The organism is Nakamurella panacisegetis, assembly GCF_900104535.1.
In the GTDB taxonomy this organism is placed as follows: domain Bacteria; phylum Actinomycetota; class Actinomycetes; order Mycobacteriales; family Nakamurellaceae; genus Nakamurella; species Nakamurella panacisegetis.
Window position 1 is genome coordinate 1465394 of sequence record NZ_LT629710.1, and the last position, 16837, is coordinate 1482230.

16 protein-coding genes and 1 pseudogene are annotated in these 16837 nt (G+C 69.6%); 11 read left to right on the forward strand and 6 right to left on the reverse strand.

Annotated features, from left to right (window positions below; all coding sequences use genetic code 11):
• Positions 1 to 185 precede the first annotated feature (185 nt).
• From BLS97_RS06420 to BLS97_RS06440, 5 genes and pseudogenes are all read left to right on the forward strand, one after another.
• The gene (locus BLS97_RS06420) at positions 186 to 2252 is read left to right on the forward strand and encodes a glycoside hydrolase domain-containing protein (protein WP_157695233.1); all 2067 of its coding nucleotides are present in this window, start codon (positions 186 to 188) and stop codon (positions 2250 to 2252) included.
• Positions 2253 to 2291: 39 nt separating this feature from the next.
• A pseudogene (locus BLS97_RS06425) lies at positions 2292 to 2737 on the forward strand (sensor histidine kinase).
• A 74-nt stretch (positions 2738 to 2811) separates the two neighbouring features.
• Positions 2812 to 3321, forward strand: coding sequence for a GbsR/MarR family transcriptional regulator (locus tag BLS97_RS06430; protein WP_090475211.1), 510 nt, complete (start codon positions 2812 to 2814; stop codon positions 3319 to 3321).
• Positions 3318 to 4274: an ATP-binding cassette domain-containing protein gene (locus tag BLS97_RS06435; RefSeq protein ID WP_090475212.1), complete on the forward strand. Its 957-nt coding sequence runs from the start codon at positions 3318 to 3320 to the stop codon at positions 4272 to 4274. The genes BLS97_RS06430 and BLS97_RS06435 overlap by 4 nt, the downstream gene beginning before the upstream one ends.
• The gene (locus BLS97_RS06440; protein WP_090475214.1) at positions 4271 to 5080 is read left to right on the forward strand and encodes an ABC transporter permease; all 810 of its coding nucleotides are present in this window, start codon (positions 4271 to 4273) and stop codon (positions 5078 to 5080) included. Before BLS97_RS06435 ends, BLS97_RS06440 begins: the two co-directional genes overlap by 4 nt.
• A 201-nt stretch (positions 5081 to 5281) precedes the next feature.
• Here BLS97_RS06440 and BLS97_RS06445 read toward each other — a convergent pair whose 3' ends face one another.
• Positions 5282 to 6862 carry a Na+/H+ antiporter gene (locus tag BLS97_RS06445; RefSeq protein ID WP_090475216.1) on the reverse strand — a complete coding sequence of 527 codons (1581 nt, stop codon included), beginning with the start codon at positions 6860 to 6862 and terminating at the stop codon, positions 5282 to 5284.
• A 135-nt stretch (positions 6863 to 6997) separates the two neighbouring features.
• Here BLS97_RS06445 and BLS97_RS06450 point away from each other — a divergent pair, with 135 nt between their 5' ends.
• Both BLS97_RS06450 and BLS97_RS06455 read left to right on the forward strand, forming a co-directional pair.
• A complete protein-coding gene (locus tag BLS97_RS06450) occupies positions 6998 to 7261 on the forward strand; it encodes a UBP-type zinc finger domain-containing protein (RefSeq protein ID WP_090475218.1) in 264 nt (87 codons plus the stop codon).
• Positions 7262 to 7348: 87 nt separating this feature from the next.
• Positions 7349 to 8470 (forward strand): MBL fold metallo-hydrolase, encoded by a 1122-nt coding sequence (locus BLS97_RS06455; protein ID WP_090475220.1) that lies wholly within the window; start codon positions 7349 to 7351, stop codon positions 8468 to 8470.
• A gap of 49 nt (positions 8471 to 8519) precedes the next feature.
• Here BLS97_RS06455 and BLS97_RS06460 read toward each other — a convergent pair whose 3' ends face one another.
• The 4 genes from BLS97_RS06460 to BLS97_RS06475 form a co-directional block, all read right to left on the reverse strand.
• Positions 8520 to 11837, reverse strand: a complete 3318-nt coding sequence (locus tag BLS97_RS06460; RefSeq protein ID WP_090481522.1) for a glucodextranase DOMON-like domain-containing protein — start codon at positions 11835 to 11837, stop codon at positions 8520 to 8522.
• 106 nt (positions 11838 to 11943) lie between these two features.
• Entirely contained in the window at positions 11944 to 12459 is a 516-nt protein-coding gene (locus tag BLS97_RS06465) for a GNAT family N-acetyltransferase (protein ID WP_090475221.1), read from the reverse strand.
• 40 nt (positions 12460 to 12499) lie between these two features.
• Complete coding sequence (locus tag BLS97_RS06470; protein ID WP_090475223.1) at positions 12500 to 12739, reverse strand: mycoredoxin; 240 nt, start codon at positions 12737 to 12739, stop codon at positions 12500 to 12502.
• A 39-nt stretch (positions 12740 to 12778) separates the two neighbouring features.
• Complete coding sequence (locus BLS97_RS06475) at positions 12779 to 13480, reverse strand: type 1 glutamine amidotransferase family protein (RefSeq protein WP_090475225.1); 702 nt, start codon at positions 13478 to 13480, stop codon at positions 12779 to 12781.
• A 36-nt stretch (positions 13481 to 13516) separates the two neighbouring features.
• On the opposite strand from BLS97_RS06475, the gene BLS97_RS06480 reads away from it, so the two are divergent.
• The 4 genes from BLS97_RS06480 to BLS97_RS06495 all read left to right on the forward strand — a co-directional run bounded on the left by BLS97_RS06480 (position 13517) and on the right by BLS97_RS06495 (position 15825).
• Positions 13517 to 14305, forward strand: a complete 789-nt coding sequence (locus BLS97_RS06480) for an aminoglycoside 3'-phosphotransferase (protein ID WP_090475227.1) — start codon at positions 13517 to 13519, stop codon at positions 14303 to 14305.
• Between the two features lie 57 nt (positions 14306 to 14362).
• Positions 14363 to 15124 carry a dienelactone hydrolase family protein gene (locus BLS97_RS06485; RefSeq protein WP_090475229.1) on the forward strand — a complete coding sequence of 254 codons (762 nt, stop codon included), beginning with the start codon at positions 14363 to 14365 and terminating at the stop codon, positions 15122 to 15124.
• A gap of 4 nt (positions 15125 to 15128) precedes the next feature.
• On the forward strand, positions 15129 to 15395 hold the full coding sequence (locus tag BLS97_RS06490; RefSeq protein ID WP_090475230.1) for a DUF6295 family protein: 267 nt from the start codon (positions 15129 to 15131) through the stop codon (positions 15393 to 15395).
• Between the two features lie 145 nt (positions 15396 to 15540).
• Positions 15541 to 15825 (forward strand): L-rhamnose mutarotase, encoded by a 285-nt coding sequence (locus BLS97_RS06495; protein WP_407938042.1) that lies wholly within the window; start codon positions 15541 to 15543, stop codon positions 15823 to 15825.
• On the opposite strand, the gene BLS97_RS06500 is transcribed toward BLS97_RS06495, so the two are convergent.
• The gene (locus BLS97_RS06500; protein ID WP_090475235.1) at positions 15790 to 16749 is read right to left on the reverse strand and encodes a pseudouridine synthase; all 960 of its coding nucleotides are present in this window, start codon (positions 16747 to 16749) and stop codon (positions 15790 to 15792) included. The two genes, BLS97_RS06495 and BLS97_RS06500, sit on opposite strands and share 36 nt — an antisense overlap.
• Between the last annotated feature and the right edge of the window lie 88 nt (positions 16750 to 16837).

Sequence of the window (16837 nt, forward strand, 5' to 3'; positions counted from 1 at the left end):
GCAGCACCGGTCCGCCCGACATGCGCAAAGTCCGCCGGAGGAAATCGGACAATCTCCAATAGATGCAGGTCGGATCATTGACATGGATCTCATTAACTATGGTTTCGGCGGTCCATGTGATTGCATTGGCGAAACAACCGTGCGCCCTTCCGGGCCGAACCCTCGAAACACCTGGTGGTCCCCGCATGCGCTTTTCCTCCTTCCTGCGTTCCTCGACCCTCCGGGCCGCAGTTGCCGTGACGATGGGCGCCGCTGTCCTGACGGCGATTCCGGCCGCCGCGTCGGCCGCCCCACCCGTCACACCGACGACTCCGTCCACCGCGCCGACCGGGACGGACCAGTTGTCGTCTCCCCGGGCCCAGGCTCAGGCCGCCGCGGCGGCGTCCACCGTGCTGAACCCAGCCGCCGTGACCGCGCCGGCGGGCACCCGGTCCATCGTCACGCCCGGGTTGAAGGGACTCGACCAGATCGGCGTGGTGAACGCCACCCAGATGTCATGCCTGAGCGGGAAGGGCTATTCGTTCGCATTCGTGAACACGAACGAAACCACTTTCGCCACGTACAACAACGCCGCGGCCGCGGGCCTGAAGGTGGTGCTGTTCCAGGGCTACTACCAGCAGTACTGGGCGAACCAGGGAGGCAACGGTACGACCCAGGGCCAGAAGGCAGCGACGTATGCCACGACCGCCAAGTACCCCGCCGGCGGAATGATCTTCCTCAACCTCGAGCAGACCACGAACACCACTCACTCGAACCTGATGACGTGGGTCAAGGCGTGGGCCGCAGCCGTGATCGCCAAGGGCTTCAAGGCGGGTGTCTACATCGGCGCCAACGCCGGACTCACCAAGGCCGACCTCGACACGATGCCCGGGGTCAGCGCGTACTGGCGCTCTACATCGCACGACACGACCGCGCCCACTCCGACGCGTGGATTGGTCGTCATCCAGAGCCTTCCCCTCGACGACACCGGGGACGGTTGCGGCATCGGCGTCGACCAGGACACCGCCGGCCGGGACGCCAACGGCGTACAGCTGGTCGGCGCCGCCTTCCCACGAACCCGGACCGCGGCGAGCGCCGCCGGTGCCTTCGAGCCGCTGAGCCCGACCCGTCTGTTGGACACCCGCAGCGGGCTCGGAGCCAAGGCCGGCGCGGTGCCCAGCACCGGGCGGCTGACGTTGACCGTCGCCGGGCGTGGGGGAGTTCCGTCCACCGGCGTGAGCGCCGTCGTACTGAACGTCACCGCGACCGCTCCGACCACGGCGGGCAACATCTCGGTGGCGCCGGCCGGGGGCACGAACAGCGGTTCGAACGTCAACTACGCCAAGGGCCAGACCGCGGCGAACCTGGTCACGGTCGGCCTCGGCACCGGTGGTGCCGTGACCCTGGCCAACGGCGGCTCCGGCTCCGTTCAGATGATCGCCGACGTAGCCGGCTACTACCTGGCCGGCGCCGGTCCAGCATCCGCTCCGGGAACCTTCCAACCCCTGACATCGCCGGTGCGGCTGCTCGACACCCGGCCCAAGCCGGCGGCGGCCCATTCGACCACCGTCGTGCAGGTCACCGGGGTCAAGAGCACGATTCCGAACGATGGCTCGGCCGGCGCTGCGGTGATGAACCTGACCGCGGTCGCTCCCAGCCAGCCGGGCTACCTGACGGCCTTCGCGACCGGCACCTCGGCGCCCAACGCGTCCAGTGTCAACTACGTGGTCGGGGCCACCACCCCGAACCTGGCCACCGTCCGACTGAGCGTTGCCAATCAGCCCTCCGGACAGGCGGGCGGCCAGATCTCGCTGTACAACAACACCCCGGGGGCCACCAACCTGCTGGCCGACGTGACGGGCTACTATCTCGCCGGCCAGCCGACCCTGACCGGCACCTATCAGGCGATGAACAGTCCCGTGCGGCTGCTCGACACCCGGTCAGGCAAGGGCGGCTCGAGCACCGTTGCCGCTTCGCGGGCGATCGCGCTGCAGGTCGCCGGCACCGGTAGCGGCGCCACGAGCATCCCGTCCACCGCGACCGCGGTGGCCATCAACGTCACCGTCGTCGGACCGGCGGCCGGCGGCTACCTGCGCGTATTCCCGTCCGACCAGTCGGCCCCGAACGCTTCCAACTTGGACTTCGCGGCCAGAGCGACGGTGGCCAATCTGGTGATCGTCCCGATCGGAGCCGACGGGAAGATCGTCCTGGACAACCAATCGGGCGGCACCACCGACGTTCTGGGTGACGTCGCGGGTTACTTCCTGGGCTGACGGACGCCAGGGATCGTCAACCGATGCGTCGACCGCGAGATGTGCCTGCTCCGGCGGCGCCGTCCGGACCTCGCCGTCGTACTTCCCGACAGGCCGGATGCGCTGGTCCTGGCCGATCCTGACCAGCTACAACGCGCCTTCGGCAACCTGCTGGAGAACGCCGCGACGGCCACGCCGCTCGGGGACGGGGTCACCGTCACCCGGGCCGTGTGGGACGGCGCCCTGTCGGTACGGGTGACGGACACCGGCCCCGGCGTGCCCGAGCCGTTCCGGGAACGGGTCTTCGACCGTTTCGTCCGGGTGGCCGCCGCCCGCGGCGGGGAGGGTCCGGGTTGGGACTGCCCATCTCCCGGGCCATCGTCCGGGCGGTCGGCGGCGACGTGCTCTGCCACCCCGTCCCGTCCGGAGCGTGCTTCGAGGTGCTGCTGCCGGTACTGGCGGCCCCGGAAGATCGGCAACTCAGGCTTCGGCAACTGACAGGCTGATCCGGACCACAGGCCCTCGCACCAAATCACACAAATCTGTGGCATTTCAGGACACTATGCGATACCGTGCTCGCATGCCGAGCGACGCCGAAATCACGTTCGCCGATCACACCGCCCGCTTCTACGCCCGCCGCTACGGCTTCCCGCCGATGGTGGGCCGGTTGATCGGCTACCTGGCCGTGTGCGATCCACCCGAGCAGAGCGTCGGTGAGCTGGCCGACGCCCTACTGGCCAGCCGCAGCGCCATCGCCAATGCGGTGAAGGTGCTCGAGTCGATCCACATCGTGCTGCGGACCCGAGTGGCCGGAGACCGGATGGATCGGGTCCGGCTCGACATGGGCTCCCCCGAGGCACTGGGTATGGACACCTCCGAGTACATCGAGCTCGGGCAGTTGGCCCGCGACGGCCTCGACGTGCTCCAGGACGCACCGGCTCATCGGCGCGCCCTGCTGTCGGAGATGTCGGCCTATGCCGACTTCCTGGTCGAGCAGATGCCGCGGCTCGAACAGGACTGGAAGGTGCGGCGCGCCGCACTGATCGAGAGCGGCGAGCTCATCGAGGTGAACAGAAAGGCACGTTCATGAATGGTGTTCGACCGCTGGCCATCGTCGCCACCGGCCTGCGAAAGTCGTTCGGCGCCAATGACGTTCTCAAGGGCGTCGACCTCGTCGTCACGGAAGGCACGGTCTTCGCCCTGCTCGGCCCGAACGGATCCGGCAAGACCACGATCGTCCGCATCCTGTCCACGTTGATCCCGTCCGACGCCGGCCGGGTGGAGGTGGCCGGGCACGACGTGCAGTCCGACCCCGACGGCGTCCGCGCGACCATCGGCGTCACCGGTCAGTTCTCCGCCGTGGACGACCTTCTCACCGGCGAGGAGAACCTGCGACTGATGGCCGACCTGAGCCATCTGGGCCGCGACGGCGGCCGGGTCCGGGTCGCCGAGCTGCTGGAACGGTTCGACCTGGTCGACGCCGCCCGCCGGCCGGTGTCCACCTACTCCGGCGGCATGCGCCGCCGGCTCGACCTGGCCATGACGTTGATCGGCTCGCCCCGGGTGATCTTCCTGGACGAACCGACCACCGGTCTGGACCCGCGCAGCCGGCGTCAGATGTGGGACATCATCAGGGATCTCGCCGCCCGCGGGGTCACCATCTTCCTGACCACCCAGTACCTGGACGAAGCCGACCACCTGGCCGGCGAGATCGCCGTCCTGGACAAGGGCCGGATCGTCGCGCACGGCACACCGGACGAGCTGAAGCGGCGGATACCGGGCGGTCACGTGCGGCTGCAGTTCAGCTCGCCGCAAGCCCTGGCCGCGGCGGCCGACCTGTTCGAGACCACCTCGCGCGACGAGGACCGGCTGCTGCTCGAACTGCCGAGCGACGGTGACGTCGCCTCGCTCCGGCGCCTGCTCGAGCGGCTCGACGACGCGCAGCTCGACGTCGAGCAGTTCTCCGTCCACACCCCCGACCTGGACGACGTCTTCTTCGCGATCACCGGCCACCCGACCGGGCAGGAGGTACCTGCATCATGACCACTCTGGCCTACACCCTGACCGACTCCTCCACCTTGCTGCGGCGGAACCTGCGACGCCTGCTGCGCTACAAGTCGCTGGTGTTCCTGCAGATCAGCATGCCGATCATCTTCCTGCTGCTGTTCGCTTTCGTCTTCGGGGGGCAGCTGAGCAACGGACTCGGACCGGCGCTGTCCGGCGGTCACACCGGACGCACCGGTTACCTGACGTACATCACGCCGGGCATCCTGCTGATCACCATCGGCGGCGCCGTCCAGGGCACCGCGATCGTGGTGGCCATGGACATGACCGGCGGGATCATCGATCGCCTGCGCACCATGGCCATCGCCCGTTCGGCCGTCCTGACCGGACACGTCGTGGCCAGCTTGATCCAGACCGCGGTCAGCCTGGTGGTGGTGCTGGCGGTGTCCGTTGCGCTGGGCTTCCGACCGACGGCCGGGCCGGTCGAATGGCTGGCCGCGGCCGGTGTCCTGATCCTCTTCGGGTTCGCGCTCACCTGGCTGGCCACCGCCCTCGGACTGGCCGCGGCCAGTGTGGAGACGGCATCGAACACCCCGATGATCCTGTTGTTGCTGCCCTTCCTGAGCAGCGCCTTCGTGCCGACGTCCACCCTGCCCGCCGGCCTTCGACAGTTCGCCGAGTACCAGCCGTTCACCCCGGTCACCGAGACGGTCCGGGGCCTGCTCACGGGAACTCCGATCGGCCACGACGGCATCACCGCCGTGGCCTGGAGCGTAGGTATCGCCGCGCTGTCCTACCTGTGGGCCCGGCGCCTGTACCGCACGCGCCGCCCTCGGAGCAGTTGACCCAGCCCTGGCAGGCCGGAACGGACGCGGGAACCGTGACACAGCCGGGCCGAACCCGAAGCGCCTGGTCGCCTCTCGCGGTGGGATCGGCGCCCCGCCCTACAGGCTCGCGGCGTTGAACGTGACGACGAGGTGTCCCCTGTCGTCAACCGTCACGTCGAGTGCATGGCGTCGGGGATCCGACCTCCCGGCTCGGCGGCCTCACCGATCGAGCATGGCCTCCTCGAGGTCGAGTTCACGTTGGACGCGGCGCAACACCTCGTCGTCGATCCGGCCCCGGTCACGCTCCCCGATGTAGACCGTGCGCTCCTGGTTGAGCATGTCGCGACGGAGGCGGCGGTAGAGCTCGGAGGGTGTTTCCTGCCGGTCCTCCCCCTGCGGGCCCAGCCGCTCCCACGCCGCGTTGGCGCGGGACTCGGCCGAGTTGCGGAGGTCATCGACGATGGACGCGCTGTCCGGCAGTTCGGCCTGGGCGATCTCCTCCAGTCGTTCGACCGCGGCCTGGGCGGCCTGCTGGGCAGCCTGGGCCTCGGCCAACGCGTCCGACTGGTCCTCGCCGGTAGGCAGGTGGACCCGTCTGATCAGCCAGGGCAGGGTGAGGCCCTGTAGCAGCAGGGTGGCCAGCACGACGGCGAAGCTGCACAGCAGTACCAGGTCGCGGCCCGGGAGCTTCTCCCCGTTGACGGTCACCGGGATGGCGTACGCGGCAGCCAGCGTGACCACCCCGCGCATCCCGGCCCAGGAAATGATCGTGACCTGGGCCAGCGACGGTCGCTTCTCCCGGGCGCTGATCTTCTTGGACAGCTTTCGCGGCAGGTAGGTCGCCGGGAACATCCAGACGATCCGGGTCACCAGCACGGTCAGGACCACCGCCACCACCAGCCCAGTCACCGTGCCCGGGTCGCGGCCGGTCAGATTCTGGATCACCGACGGCAGTTGCAGGCCGATCAACCCGAAGACCAGCGTCTCCAGCACGAAGTCGATGGTCGCCGTCACCGACGCCCCCTGCAGACGGGTGGCGTAGTGCATCTTGGGCATCTTCCGGCCGAGCAGGATCCCGGCCGCCACCACCGACAGGACGCCGCTGCCGTGCAGTTCCTCGGCCAAGGCGTAGGCGCCGAACGGCAGGATCAGGAAGATCGCCACCTCGACCAGCGGGTCGGACAGGCGGCACAGCAACCAGGCCCCGACGATGCCCAGGACCAGGCCGATCCCGACCCCGACCACCACGGCCAGGGCGAAGAGCCCGACGCCGTGCCACACCGACACGGTGGCCCCGACCGCGCCCAGCGCCACCCGGTAGGCGGTCAGCGCGGTTGCGTCGTTGAGCAGCGATTCCCCGCCGAGGATGGTGAGGATGCGCCGCGGCAGCCGGAGGTTGCGGGCGATCGCGGTGGTGGCCACCGCGTCGGGTGGCGAGACCACGGCGCCGAGAACCAGGGCCAGCGCCCAGCCGAGGTCGTGGCCGACCACCAGGTAGGCGACCACCCCGACCGTGACCGTGGTGAACAGGACGAGACCGATCGACAGCAACGCCACCGGCCGGAAGTTGGCGCGCAGGTTGAGGTAGGAGGTGTCCAGCGAGGCGTTGAACAGCAACGGCGGAAGCACCCCGAACAGGACGATGTCCGGATCGAGTTCGATGTTCGGGATACCTGGCACGAACGACAGCGCCAGACCGGCCACCACCAGCACCAACGGGGTGGGCCAACCCCACCGGCGGGACGCCGCGGCAATCGCGATCGCCCCGACCACTAGCATCAAGATGGTGGCGCCTGACATGTTCTCCAGCCTCCTGGCAGTCGGGGGTCGAGTCGCTGGAACCGGGCACCGTCGACCTGTCCGCAAGTAAGACGCTATCCCGCCTGCAAATATTCGCCCCACCGGAAGTTCGCTGCCACCGATCTGGAGTTGCCCATGGTCTGCCTGCACGTGAAGGAACTCGGCCCGGAGCCGACCTACACCTCACCGGCGGTCTGCCAGGAGTGCCATGCCCAGGGCATCGCCACCTGGGCCCACCTGCGGATGTGTCTGACCTGTGGCCACGTCGGCTGCTGTGATTCCTCCCAGTACCGGCACGCCCGCGCCCACTTCAGCGAGACCGGGCACCTGCTGATGCGTTCGATCGAACCCGGCGAGGACTGGAAGTGGTGCTACGTCGACAAGACCATCGCGACCTGATCTGCGCCGGTCATCGAGCAGAGGCCGCTCGATCTGCTGACGGCCGAATGGCACCGGGCCGCCCCGACGGGCTGGAACACTGGAGCGATGCCCGCCTCCCGTCGCACCCGCGGCCTGTCCTCCGTCATCACCGCCGCGACACTGGCCGCGGCCGGTACCGGGCTCTACCGCCTGCGCCGCGCGACCCGCGGCCTGCCGGCGGCCATGGGCGCCCCGCCGCGGCGCATCGTGTCGCAGGTCGCCGGGGCGCCCCAGCACGAGGACGGCGTCTTCCACAACGTGCTGCCCAGTGCCCAACTCGTCCCCGGCTCGACGCCCAGCCTGATCAAGGGCATGCTCACCCGGCGTGACAAGGGCAAGCCGAGCGGTCCGGTGCCGCTGACCGACGCGGTCACCGCGTCCGAGGCGGGCGACCTCGCCGTGACCTGGCTCGGTCACGCGAGCGCGCTGATCGAACTCGACGGCCACTGGATCCTGGCCGACCCGGTGTGGGGCGACCGGGTCTCACCGTCGACCACCATCGGACCCCATCGGCTGCACGCGGTTCCGATGGCCCTGGAGGATCTTCCCGAGCTCAGTGCAGTGATCATCTCCCACGACCACTACGACCACCTGGATCTGCCGACCGTCAATGCCCTCCTGTTCTCCCAGTCGGCGCCGTTCTTCGTGCCTCGTGGCATCGGCGCCCACCTCCGTAAATGGGGTGTCCCGGAGGACCGGATCGTCGAGCTGGACTGGAACGACGAGGCCAAGGCCGGCCGGATCAAGCTGACCTGCACCGAGGCCCGGCACTTCTCCGGGCGTGGATTGAAGCGCAACGTGACGCTCTGGTCGTCCTGGGCGCTGACCGGTCCCGAGCACAGCGTGTACTTCGGCGGCGACACCGGATACACCCCGGCCTTCGCCGAGATCGGTGCCCGGTTGGGCCCATTCGATCTGACCATCCTGCCGATCGGTGCCTACGGCGACCAGTGGCCGGACATCCACATGAACCCGGAGGAGGCCTGGCGCTCGCACGGCGATCTCGGCGGCCGGGTGATGCTTCCGATCCACTGGGCCACCTTCGATCTGGCCCTGCACGGCTGGTCCGAACCGATCGAGCGGTTGCTGGCGGTGGCCGATCACGACGCGGTCATCGCACCGCAGCCGGGCGAGCGGGTGGTGCCGGCCGACCGGACGCCCGTCACCCGCTGGTGGGCCGGCCTGTAGGCGGCCGCTTGGTCGGGGGCGGGCCGCGGCCGGCCCCCGACCGGGTCCATCACGGCAGGGTGACCGCCGACACCACGACCGGATCGTGCTGCGTGTAGTCCAGTTCGTCGCTCTGGAGGACCCCGGCCGGGACCAGGGTGTCCATGATCTTCGGCAGGTTGCCGGGGTCGGCCGTGCAGAGCGGGCCGGTCGACCCGGCGGAGCACTCCCCGAACGCGTAGGGCTGGGGGGTCGGGGCGAACACCCTCGCGTTGTCCGGGCTGAATCCATCCTGCCCGGTCAGGGTCAAGGCGAACTTCCAACCGGACGCCGGGGTCCCACCGAGCGCCGACTTGTCGACGGTGAACGTGATGTAGCGGGAGATCGCCTTGGCCGAGATGGTGATCGTGCCGACGGTCGTGCCCGCGGCGTCGATGAACCGCTGCCCGAATCCCTGCACCTCCAACAGACGGCTCCACGGCGTGGCCAGACGATAGTTGCGGCTCGCGTAGGACGCTCCGGTCGAGGTCGGGGTAGCGCCCGGGGCGGTGACGTACAGGTCGATCAACTGCGCCCCCAGCGCGCTGCCGAAAGTGGCCGTCAGGTCGCGCGTCTGTACCCGGAAGGTGATCGTGGAGCCGGTGTCGTAGATCTGGAAATCGGTGAGATCGTAGGCTCCGGCGTGGAAGTCACTCGCCGTCGGATAGGCGTAGTTGCCTGGGCCGTTGTCGTCGCCGGTCGGATCGGCCTGATCGTAGATCTTGGTACCCACCACGATGTCGTTGATGACCGAGACCACCTGCTGAGCCGTCCCCCCGTTGCGTGCCGTGGCCGTCACCACCAGCACGTTGGCTCCCGCGGCGACCGTCACCGGGATCGAGAACGTCCCGGAGGCACCGACTTCCGCCGAGGCCACAGTGGTTGCCGAGTTGCCGTCGGTGGCCACATCGGCCACGTCGACGGTGGCGCCGACGGCCGCGGTCCCGGTGACCTGGACGGTGCCGGTGGCGGCCGAGCCGTCCTGCGGCGAGGTGACGGTGAGCGTGGTGCTGCCCTGCGCGTGCTTGACGTATCGATCGACGGTCTGCCGCGGCTGCTCCAGCACCCGGCCGGTACTCAGATCCGCGACCAGGCGCACCTGGGAGGCGCTGCCCCAGGTCAGCGGGGCCGCGGAGCCGGCCGGCCGGCCGTCGACGAACCCGATGGAAGCGACCGTCGGGTCGGTCCCGAACGCCGAGGCGGCGAGATCTCCGGTGTCCCAGTCCTGTTCGGGCACCAACCCGACCCCGGACGACATGTTGTCGATGGCGGCCAGCAACTGGCCGGCGAACTGCCCGTTCCCGGCGGCCAGTTCCTGCTCGCCGCGCTCGGCCGACAGAACCGGCCAGATGTGCCCGGTGCCCTTGTTCGACGGGGCCCACGGTGCGCCGGGGGTGGTGCAGCCACCGTCGGCCGGAGCGCTGCAGTCGCCGTAACCATCGCCGTTGTAGCGCAGCCAGCCCGGGCCGCTCGGAGTCTGCTTCTCGAGCGTCGCGTCGACCACCTTCAGCGAGTTCTGCACATCCGGGTCGGAGGCCGAGAGTTCGCCCAGCCGAACCAGTTCGAGGAACCCGGCATCGATGACGCTGCGCTGGTCGAGGGTGGGTCCGCCGTTGCCGACGTTGTAGGTGATGGCGGCGTTGGGGTCACCGGTCTTGGACAGCCGGATGAAGTACGGCTGGGCCGACAGGGGACCGTTGGTGGTCAGCGACCAGCCCTTGATACTGCGCTGGTACTGATCGGCGGTGGCCAACCAGACCCGGGCCGAGTCCGCATCACCGTGTTGCCGGGCAATGGTTCCGGCGGCGACCAGGCCCGCGATCTCGGCGGCAATGGTCGACGGCGAGTAGCCGCCCTGTTCCTCCCACCGCTCCGGTCCGGACGCCGGGCCGTGGCTGATCAGGAAGTTGGCCGCCGACTTGATGTGCGGCCACAGAGCGTTGTCGCCGCCGAGCCCGGACTGCAACGCCATCAGGATCGGATAGGCCGCCTCGTCCAACTGGATGTTGAACGAGTCGGGCGCTACCTTGCCGTTGACCAGTGTGTTGCGGGGCATCGATCCGTCGGGCAGTTGTTGTTGCAGGAGAAGGAATCTGGTGCTGGCCCGGGCCGTGCTCAGGTCGCCGTCGGTCAGCAGCGCGGTGAACGCCTCGTAGAGATCGCGGGCGAAGACCTCACGGTAGGAGCCGAAATAGGTGTTGGCCGGATCGCCCGCCGAGACGGCCTGCCCCCACGGCGAGGCCAGCGAGGCGACGATGGCGCCCGGGAAGGTCTTGTCCTCGCTGGACTTCACCGCGTTGGCCGACACGTAGTACTCCTTGACCGCAGCCGCCTGCTGGGCCCGGGTCAGTCCCGTCCGGTGGAGCCACGGGTGACGAAGACCGGCGTCGTAACGGAGCCAACCGGCTTCGTACTGCGCCAGAAGCCGGGGCAGCGGGGTCCGCGCCGTGGCACCGGCGGTGGCCACCGCGGCGGCCTGGGTGGTGCCGAATCCGAGAGCCAGGGTGCTCGAGCCATCCCGGCCCAGCGAGACCGCGGCGGTCTGCTCGACGTTGCCCGACGCCGCGTTGTCGTAGAGCGGGGAGAGGGTGTGCCCGGCGTCCAGCTCGGCCAGGCCGTCACTGGCGCTACCGACGAAGCCGGAGCTGACCGCCGTGAACGGCCGGTCGGCCCGCAACGCGAGGTAACTCGGGACGGCGTAGTCGCGGTTCGCGGCGTTCGTCGTGGTGACCGTGTCGTACGAGACGGGGACGGGCGATCCGGTGCTGCGGTCGACCGTGGCCGAATCGGCGCCGCCATTGCCCGGCCCGCCGCCGCCGTTCCCGCCGACCGTGGCATCCAGCCGGACGTACAGCCGGAAGTGCGCGGCCGCCCGGACGAGCGGGGTGTAGCGGGTGTGCACGACCACGCTGGAGCGGTTGGTGTCGGTGAGATATGTTGTGGTGAGGCGGTATTGGCCGGATTTGGCGGTCGAGACGACGGTGCACGTCATCCCGGTCCGGTCGGCCGACACGGTGTAGGTCATGTCCCGGGACTGCAGGTCGGTGAACGAGGAACCGTCACTGACCAGGAACTGCATGGTCTGGACGTTAGTGGTGTCGACGGTCGGCGCGTAGACATCGGACAGCACGCCTCCGGCCACGGTGTACCAGATCTTCGACGTGGTGTTGCGGGCCGTGCCCAGGCAGTCCTTGCGAGCCAGATCGAAATGGCTCAACGTTCCGGGCCCGTCGGCGGCCGCGGCCGGGGGCGCCGTGGTGGCCGGAACCGCTGCCGCCGGCAGCGCACCCCACCCACTCGCGGCCACCGCGCAGGCGAGCAACGCCAGACGAAGACGAGAACGTTTCATGCCGACCTCGATTCGTGCGTGCACCCTGGCCCCGTTGCCCGGACGCGCGGCCTCATTCGAGTCCTGTGTGACTTACATGTCAAGGGCCATCGAGGGTCCTGGGCGGTCAGGTCAACTCGGAAACCAGAAGTTCCATCAGGACGCCGTCGTGCCAGCCGGTCCCGTCCGGGTTGCGCTCGTACTCGCGGAGCACCCCGACCGTACGGAATCCGACCGCGGCGTACGTGCTGATCGCGCGATGATTCTGCGCCGCCGGATCGATCACGATCCGATGGTGCCGCCGTTCCGAGAACAGGTACCGGGCCAGGGTCCGCACGGCCTCCCGGCCGAGCCCGCGGCCCTGCAACTTCGGATCGAGGAAGATGTCGATCCCGGCGTGCCGGTACATCGGGTCGAGTTCCTCGCTGTACTGGACCAGACCGGCCACCCGCCCGTCGACCTCGATGGCGAACTTGACGGTGTCCGGATCGTCGTCGACCGGCCACGTGTCGTCGTCGACGTCGTCGCCCCACCAGCGGGCCACCTCGGGGGTCCGCAGGATCGCGATCAGGGCGGCCCCGTCGGCCGGGACGACCGCCCGCAGGATCAGACCGGCACCGCTCAACGTCGGCTGTTGGCTCATGCCCGACACGGTAGAGGTCGGGTGGCCGCCCGGCATGCTCTCAGCCTGCGAGTCGGGCCTTCACCAGCGCGATCGGGGGGTTGGTCAGGGACGTTCCGTCGGCGAAGACCACGGTCGGCACGGTCCGGTTGCCGTTGTTCAGGCTCTGCACGAGCGCCGCCGCCTCGCCGTCCTCGTCCACGTCGATGTCGTCGAATTCGATGCCGGCCCGATCGAGGTCGGTCACCAATCGACGGCTGAACGGACACCAGGACGTCGTGTAGACGGTCAGATCACTCATGACCAGTGCAACCACACCGTCGGCCGGGGCATTCCGGCGTCAACCGACCGGGACGACCTGCCCCGCGTGGTAGCGGGTCACCGCCACCGCTCCGTCCTCGCCGGGACGCACCAGGTGCGCGTGCCCGCGACCGGACACACGAACCTGGCCGGCGGCCACCGTGACGGCGGTGTCCTCGTCGACGGCCAGCCCCGGAACGCCGCTGACCCGGACCGATTCGATCAGTCGGGGCACGGTTCCCCACTGTCCGGCGTGGACGTCGACCAGGAACGGCACCAGGGCGAGGCCGTCGACCACGGTGACCTCGCCCAAGTCCTCTCCGGCGTCCTCGGGGATCAACGGGCGCCCGTTCACCGTCCAGCCGCCGACCACGGCCTGCTCCCCGGCGATCGCCGCCCCGGCCGAGAAACCGCAGTACGGCCGGTCCTCCAGCCACCGACGCAGATCGGACGCGACCGGGGTCACTGCGGCCGCATAGGCCGGGGTGAGACCGCCGCAGACCAGCAACCCGCCGGCATCGCCGAGGGCAGCGACATCCAGGTGTTCGCCGACCGGCACCAGCACCGGGGCCGGACGGCAGTCCCCGGCCGCTCGGAGCGCCGCCGACCAGCGCTCGAACTGGTCGGCGCCGTCGCCCTCGTCGATCACCACGCAGGCGATCTCCCCGGCCGATTCGGCCACGAAGGCCGCGTACAACTCCGGCGCGGACCAGCCGCCGCCGATCAGCGAGACGGTGCTCATCCCATCAACGCTATCGGCAGGTGGCAGGCTGGGCGAATGTTCCTCTCCGGTCGACCCACCGACCCGGTTGTCCCGTCGGTCGTGCGGCGCCTGGCCGGAGCCGAGGCCATCACCGCGGTCTGGCGCAACGAACTCGGCGGCCTGACCTTCTCACTGGGCCACGGCCCGGGGCGGCGGTTCGTCAAGCACTCGCCGCCCGGCGGCCCCGACCTGCGTCGCGAGGTCCAACGACTGCGGTGGGTCGCGCCGTACGCGAGCGTGCCGGCCGTCCTCGAGTCGGGATCGGACGAGCACGGCCAGTTTCTGCTGACGGCCGGCATCCCCGGCGAGAACGCCGTCACCGAGCGATGGCGGGCCGATCCGGCCGCCGCGGTCCGGGCGATCGGATCCGGGCTCCGCCGGTTGCACGACGCGGCGCCGGTCGAGGACTGCCCGTTCGACTGGTCCGCGGACACACGTCGGACGGTGATCGAGGGCATGCCGCGCCAGGATCCGTCCCGATGGCACCCGATCCACGCCCATCTGGATCACGACCGCGCCCTTGACATCCTGCGCAACCCGCCGCCGGTGGACAAGGCGGTGGTCTGCCATGGTGATTCCTGCGCCCCCAACACCCTGCTGGACGAGGCCGGGAACTATCGTGCCCTGGTTGATCTCGGCGCGCTCGGGGTCGCCGACCGCTGGGCCGACCTGGCCGTGGCCACCTGGTCGACGAACTGGAACTACGGCCAGGGCTGGGAACCGGCACTGCTGGACGCCTACGGCATCGACCCCGATCCCGATCGCACGGCCTACTACCGCCTGTTGTGGGACCTCGGTCCCTGAGCCCGTACTCGCCCTCATCCACCCGACCGAGAAACGAAAGGTGCGGTGCACCAGCTCATGTCCGATTCCATGACCACCCGGACAATCAAGATCGCCGGTGACGGCGGCGACGAGGTCGAGGCCTATGTCGCTCTCCCGGCCGAAGCACACCGGCACGGCGGGGTGATCGTCATCCATCACATGCCGGGCTTCGACCGTGGCCACAAAGAGATCACCCGGCGGTTCGCCGAACTGGGCTACGACGCCATCTGCATCAACCTCTACTACCGCGACGCCCCGGGTGCGTCGCCCGACGACGCGGCGGCCGCCGGGCGGGCCAAGGGCGGCGTCCCGGACCACCGCCTCGTCGGCGACGTCGCCGGGGCCGCCGCCTACCTGCGTTCGCTGCCGAGCAGCAACGGCAAGGTGGGTGTCATCGGGTACTGCTCCGGTGGCCGGCAGAGTGTGCTCGCTGCCTGCACGGTCGACGTCGACGCCGCGGTGGACTGCTACGGCGCGTTCGTCACCGGGACACCGCCCGAGGGGTATCCCCTGCACATCGGCAACTTGGTGGACCAACTGCCGAACCTCCGGGCACCGTTGCTCGGCCTGTTCGGCAACGACGACCGGTTCCCCAGCCCGGAGGAGGTGGACGAACTGGTCCGGATCCTGCAGGCCAACGGCAAGCAGGTGGAGGTCCACCGCTACGCCGGGGCCGGCCACGCGTTCTTCGCCACCGACCGCCCGGCCTACCGGCCGGAGGCCGCCAAGGACGGCTGGGAACGCATCGCCGCGTTCTACGCCACCTACCTGTCCAGCGACGACGATCGGGAGAGCTGAAGCCGTGTGCACCTACCTCACCGTCCGGACCGACATCGACGGCAGCGCGAAAGGCCCTGGCGGGCAATGGTTCCACGTCACCGACGGAGTGGTCTACTTCGATCATCCGGTGCACGCCATGGCCGATCACACGCTGAACATCGATTTCGCGTCACCGAAGGACGGCCCCGGGGCCAGAGTCGCGGTGGAGCTGACCGCCGCGTCCGCCCGCACCCTGATGGAAGCCATCCGGACCGCCCTGGATGCGGCCCCGGCCGAACTCACCGCCTGACCGATCGCCCCCGGAACTCGACCCATCGCCTCCGGCACATCGCCTCCCCCCCCCCCCCCCCCCCCCCCCCCCCCCCCCCGACCCCGCACCGACAGGACATCCCGTGACCGAACGCGTCTGCTTCCTCCTGCAGATCAAGCCCGACATGCTCGAGCAGTACCTGCGGGCCCACGAAGTCGTATGGCCGGAAATGCTGGAAGCCCTGAGCCGGACCGGGTGGCGGAACTACTCGCTGTTCGTCCGGAAGCCGGACGGGCTGGTGGTCGGGTACCTGGAGACGGACGACTACGCGGCCGCCCAGCGGGCGATGGACGCCGAGCCGATCAACCTGCGGTGGCAGGCCATCATGGGCAAGTTCTTCGCCCTGCCCGAGGGAGCCCGGCCCGACGACGGCTCAGTCCGGCTGACCGAGTACTTCCATCTGGCCTGACGTCCAGTTCTCCAGCCGGCGGCGGGACGCGAAATGACGTTCCTGCCCGGTGACCGGGTCGGTGAAGGCGATCTCGGCCGCCAGCAACTGCAGCGGCCGGGAGTAGTCGTCGTGCGGGACGTCGAGCAGGCGCGGGTAGAACGGGTCGTTCTCGATCGGGATGCCCAGGGAGTTCAGGTGCACCCGGAGTTGGTGGGTCTTGCCGGTGCTGGGGTCGAGGCGGTACAGGGCCCGGTCGCCGCGCGCCTTGATCAACTCGACCCGGGTCACGGCGTTGGACTCCCCCGGCGTCTCGTAGGCGGTCGGCGTACCCCGGTCCTTGACGATGCGGCTGGTCACGACGTGCGGCAGGGCCAGATCGGGCCGGAAGCCGGCCACGGCCCGATAGGACTTGCGCACCTCACGGCGGGCGAACATGGTCTGGTACGCCCCGCGCTCCCGCGGGTTCAGGGAGAACAGCAGTACGCCGGCGGTGATCCGGTCGAGCCGGTGCAACGGCGACAGGTCGGGCAGATCCAGGGCCCGGCGCAACCGGACCACCGCTGACTCCACGATGTAGGACCCGTTGGGCAGGCTGGACAGGAAGTGCGGTTTGTCGGCGACCAGCAGATGGTCGTCCTGGAACAGCACGTCCACCTCGAACGGCACCCGGGGCTCGATCGCCGGGTCACGGTAGAGCCAGACGAACGAGTTCGCCCGGAACGGCATCGCGTCGTCCACCGGGACACCGTCGACGTCGACCACCTCCGCCGCGGCCACCTTCGCCAGCAGGGCTTCCCGCTCGACGTGGAACCGGGCCAGCAGATATTCCAGCGTGGTGGTCCACGGCCCGCTCTCCGGGAGCCGCACCCGGCTGGGGTTCAACCCGTCCCGGATCGGCAACGGCGGTGGCCGCCGCCCGGTGCGTTCCTGCCGTCGACCCATTCGTCCCACGTTGCCACATGACGCGCCCTACGGCGCTACCCTGCAGATGCGCGCGGCCCTGCCGGACCGCAGCAGGCCACCAGGGCGG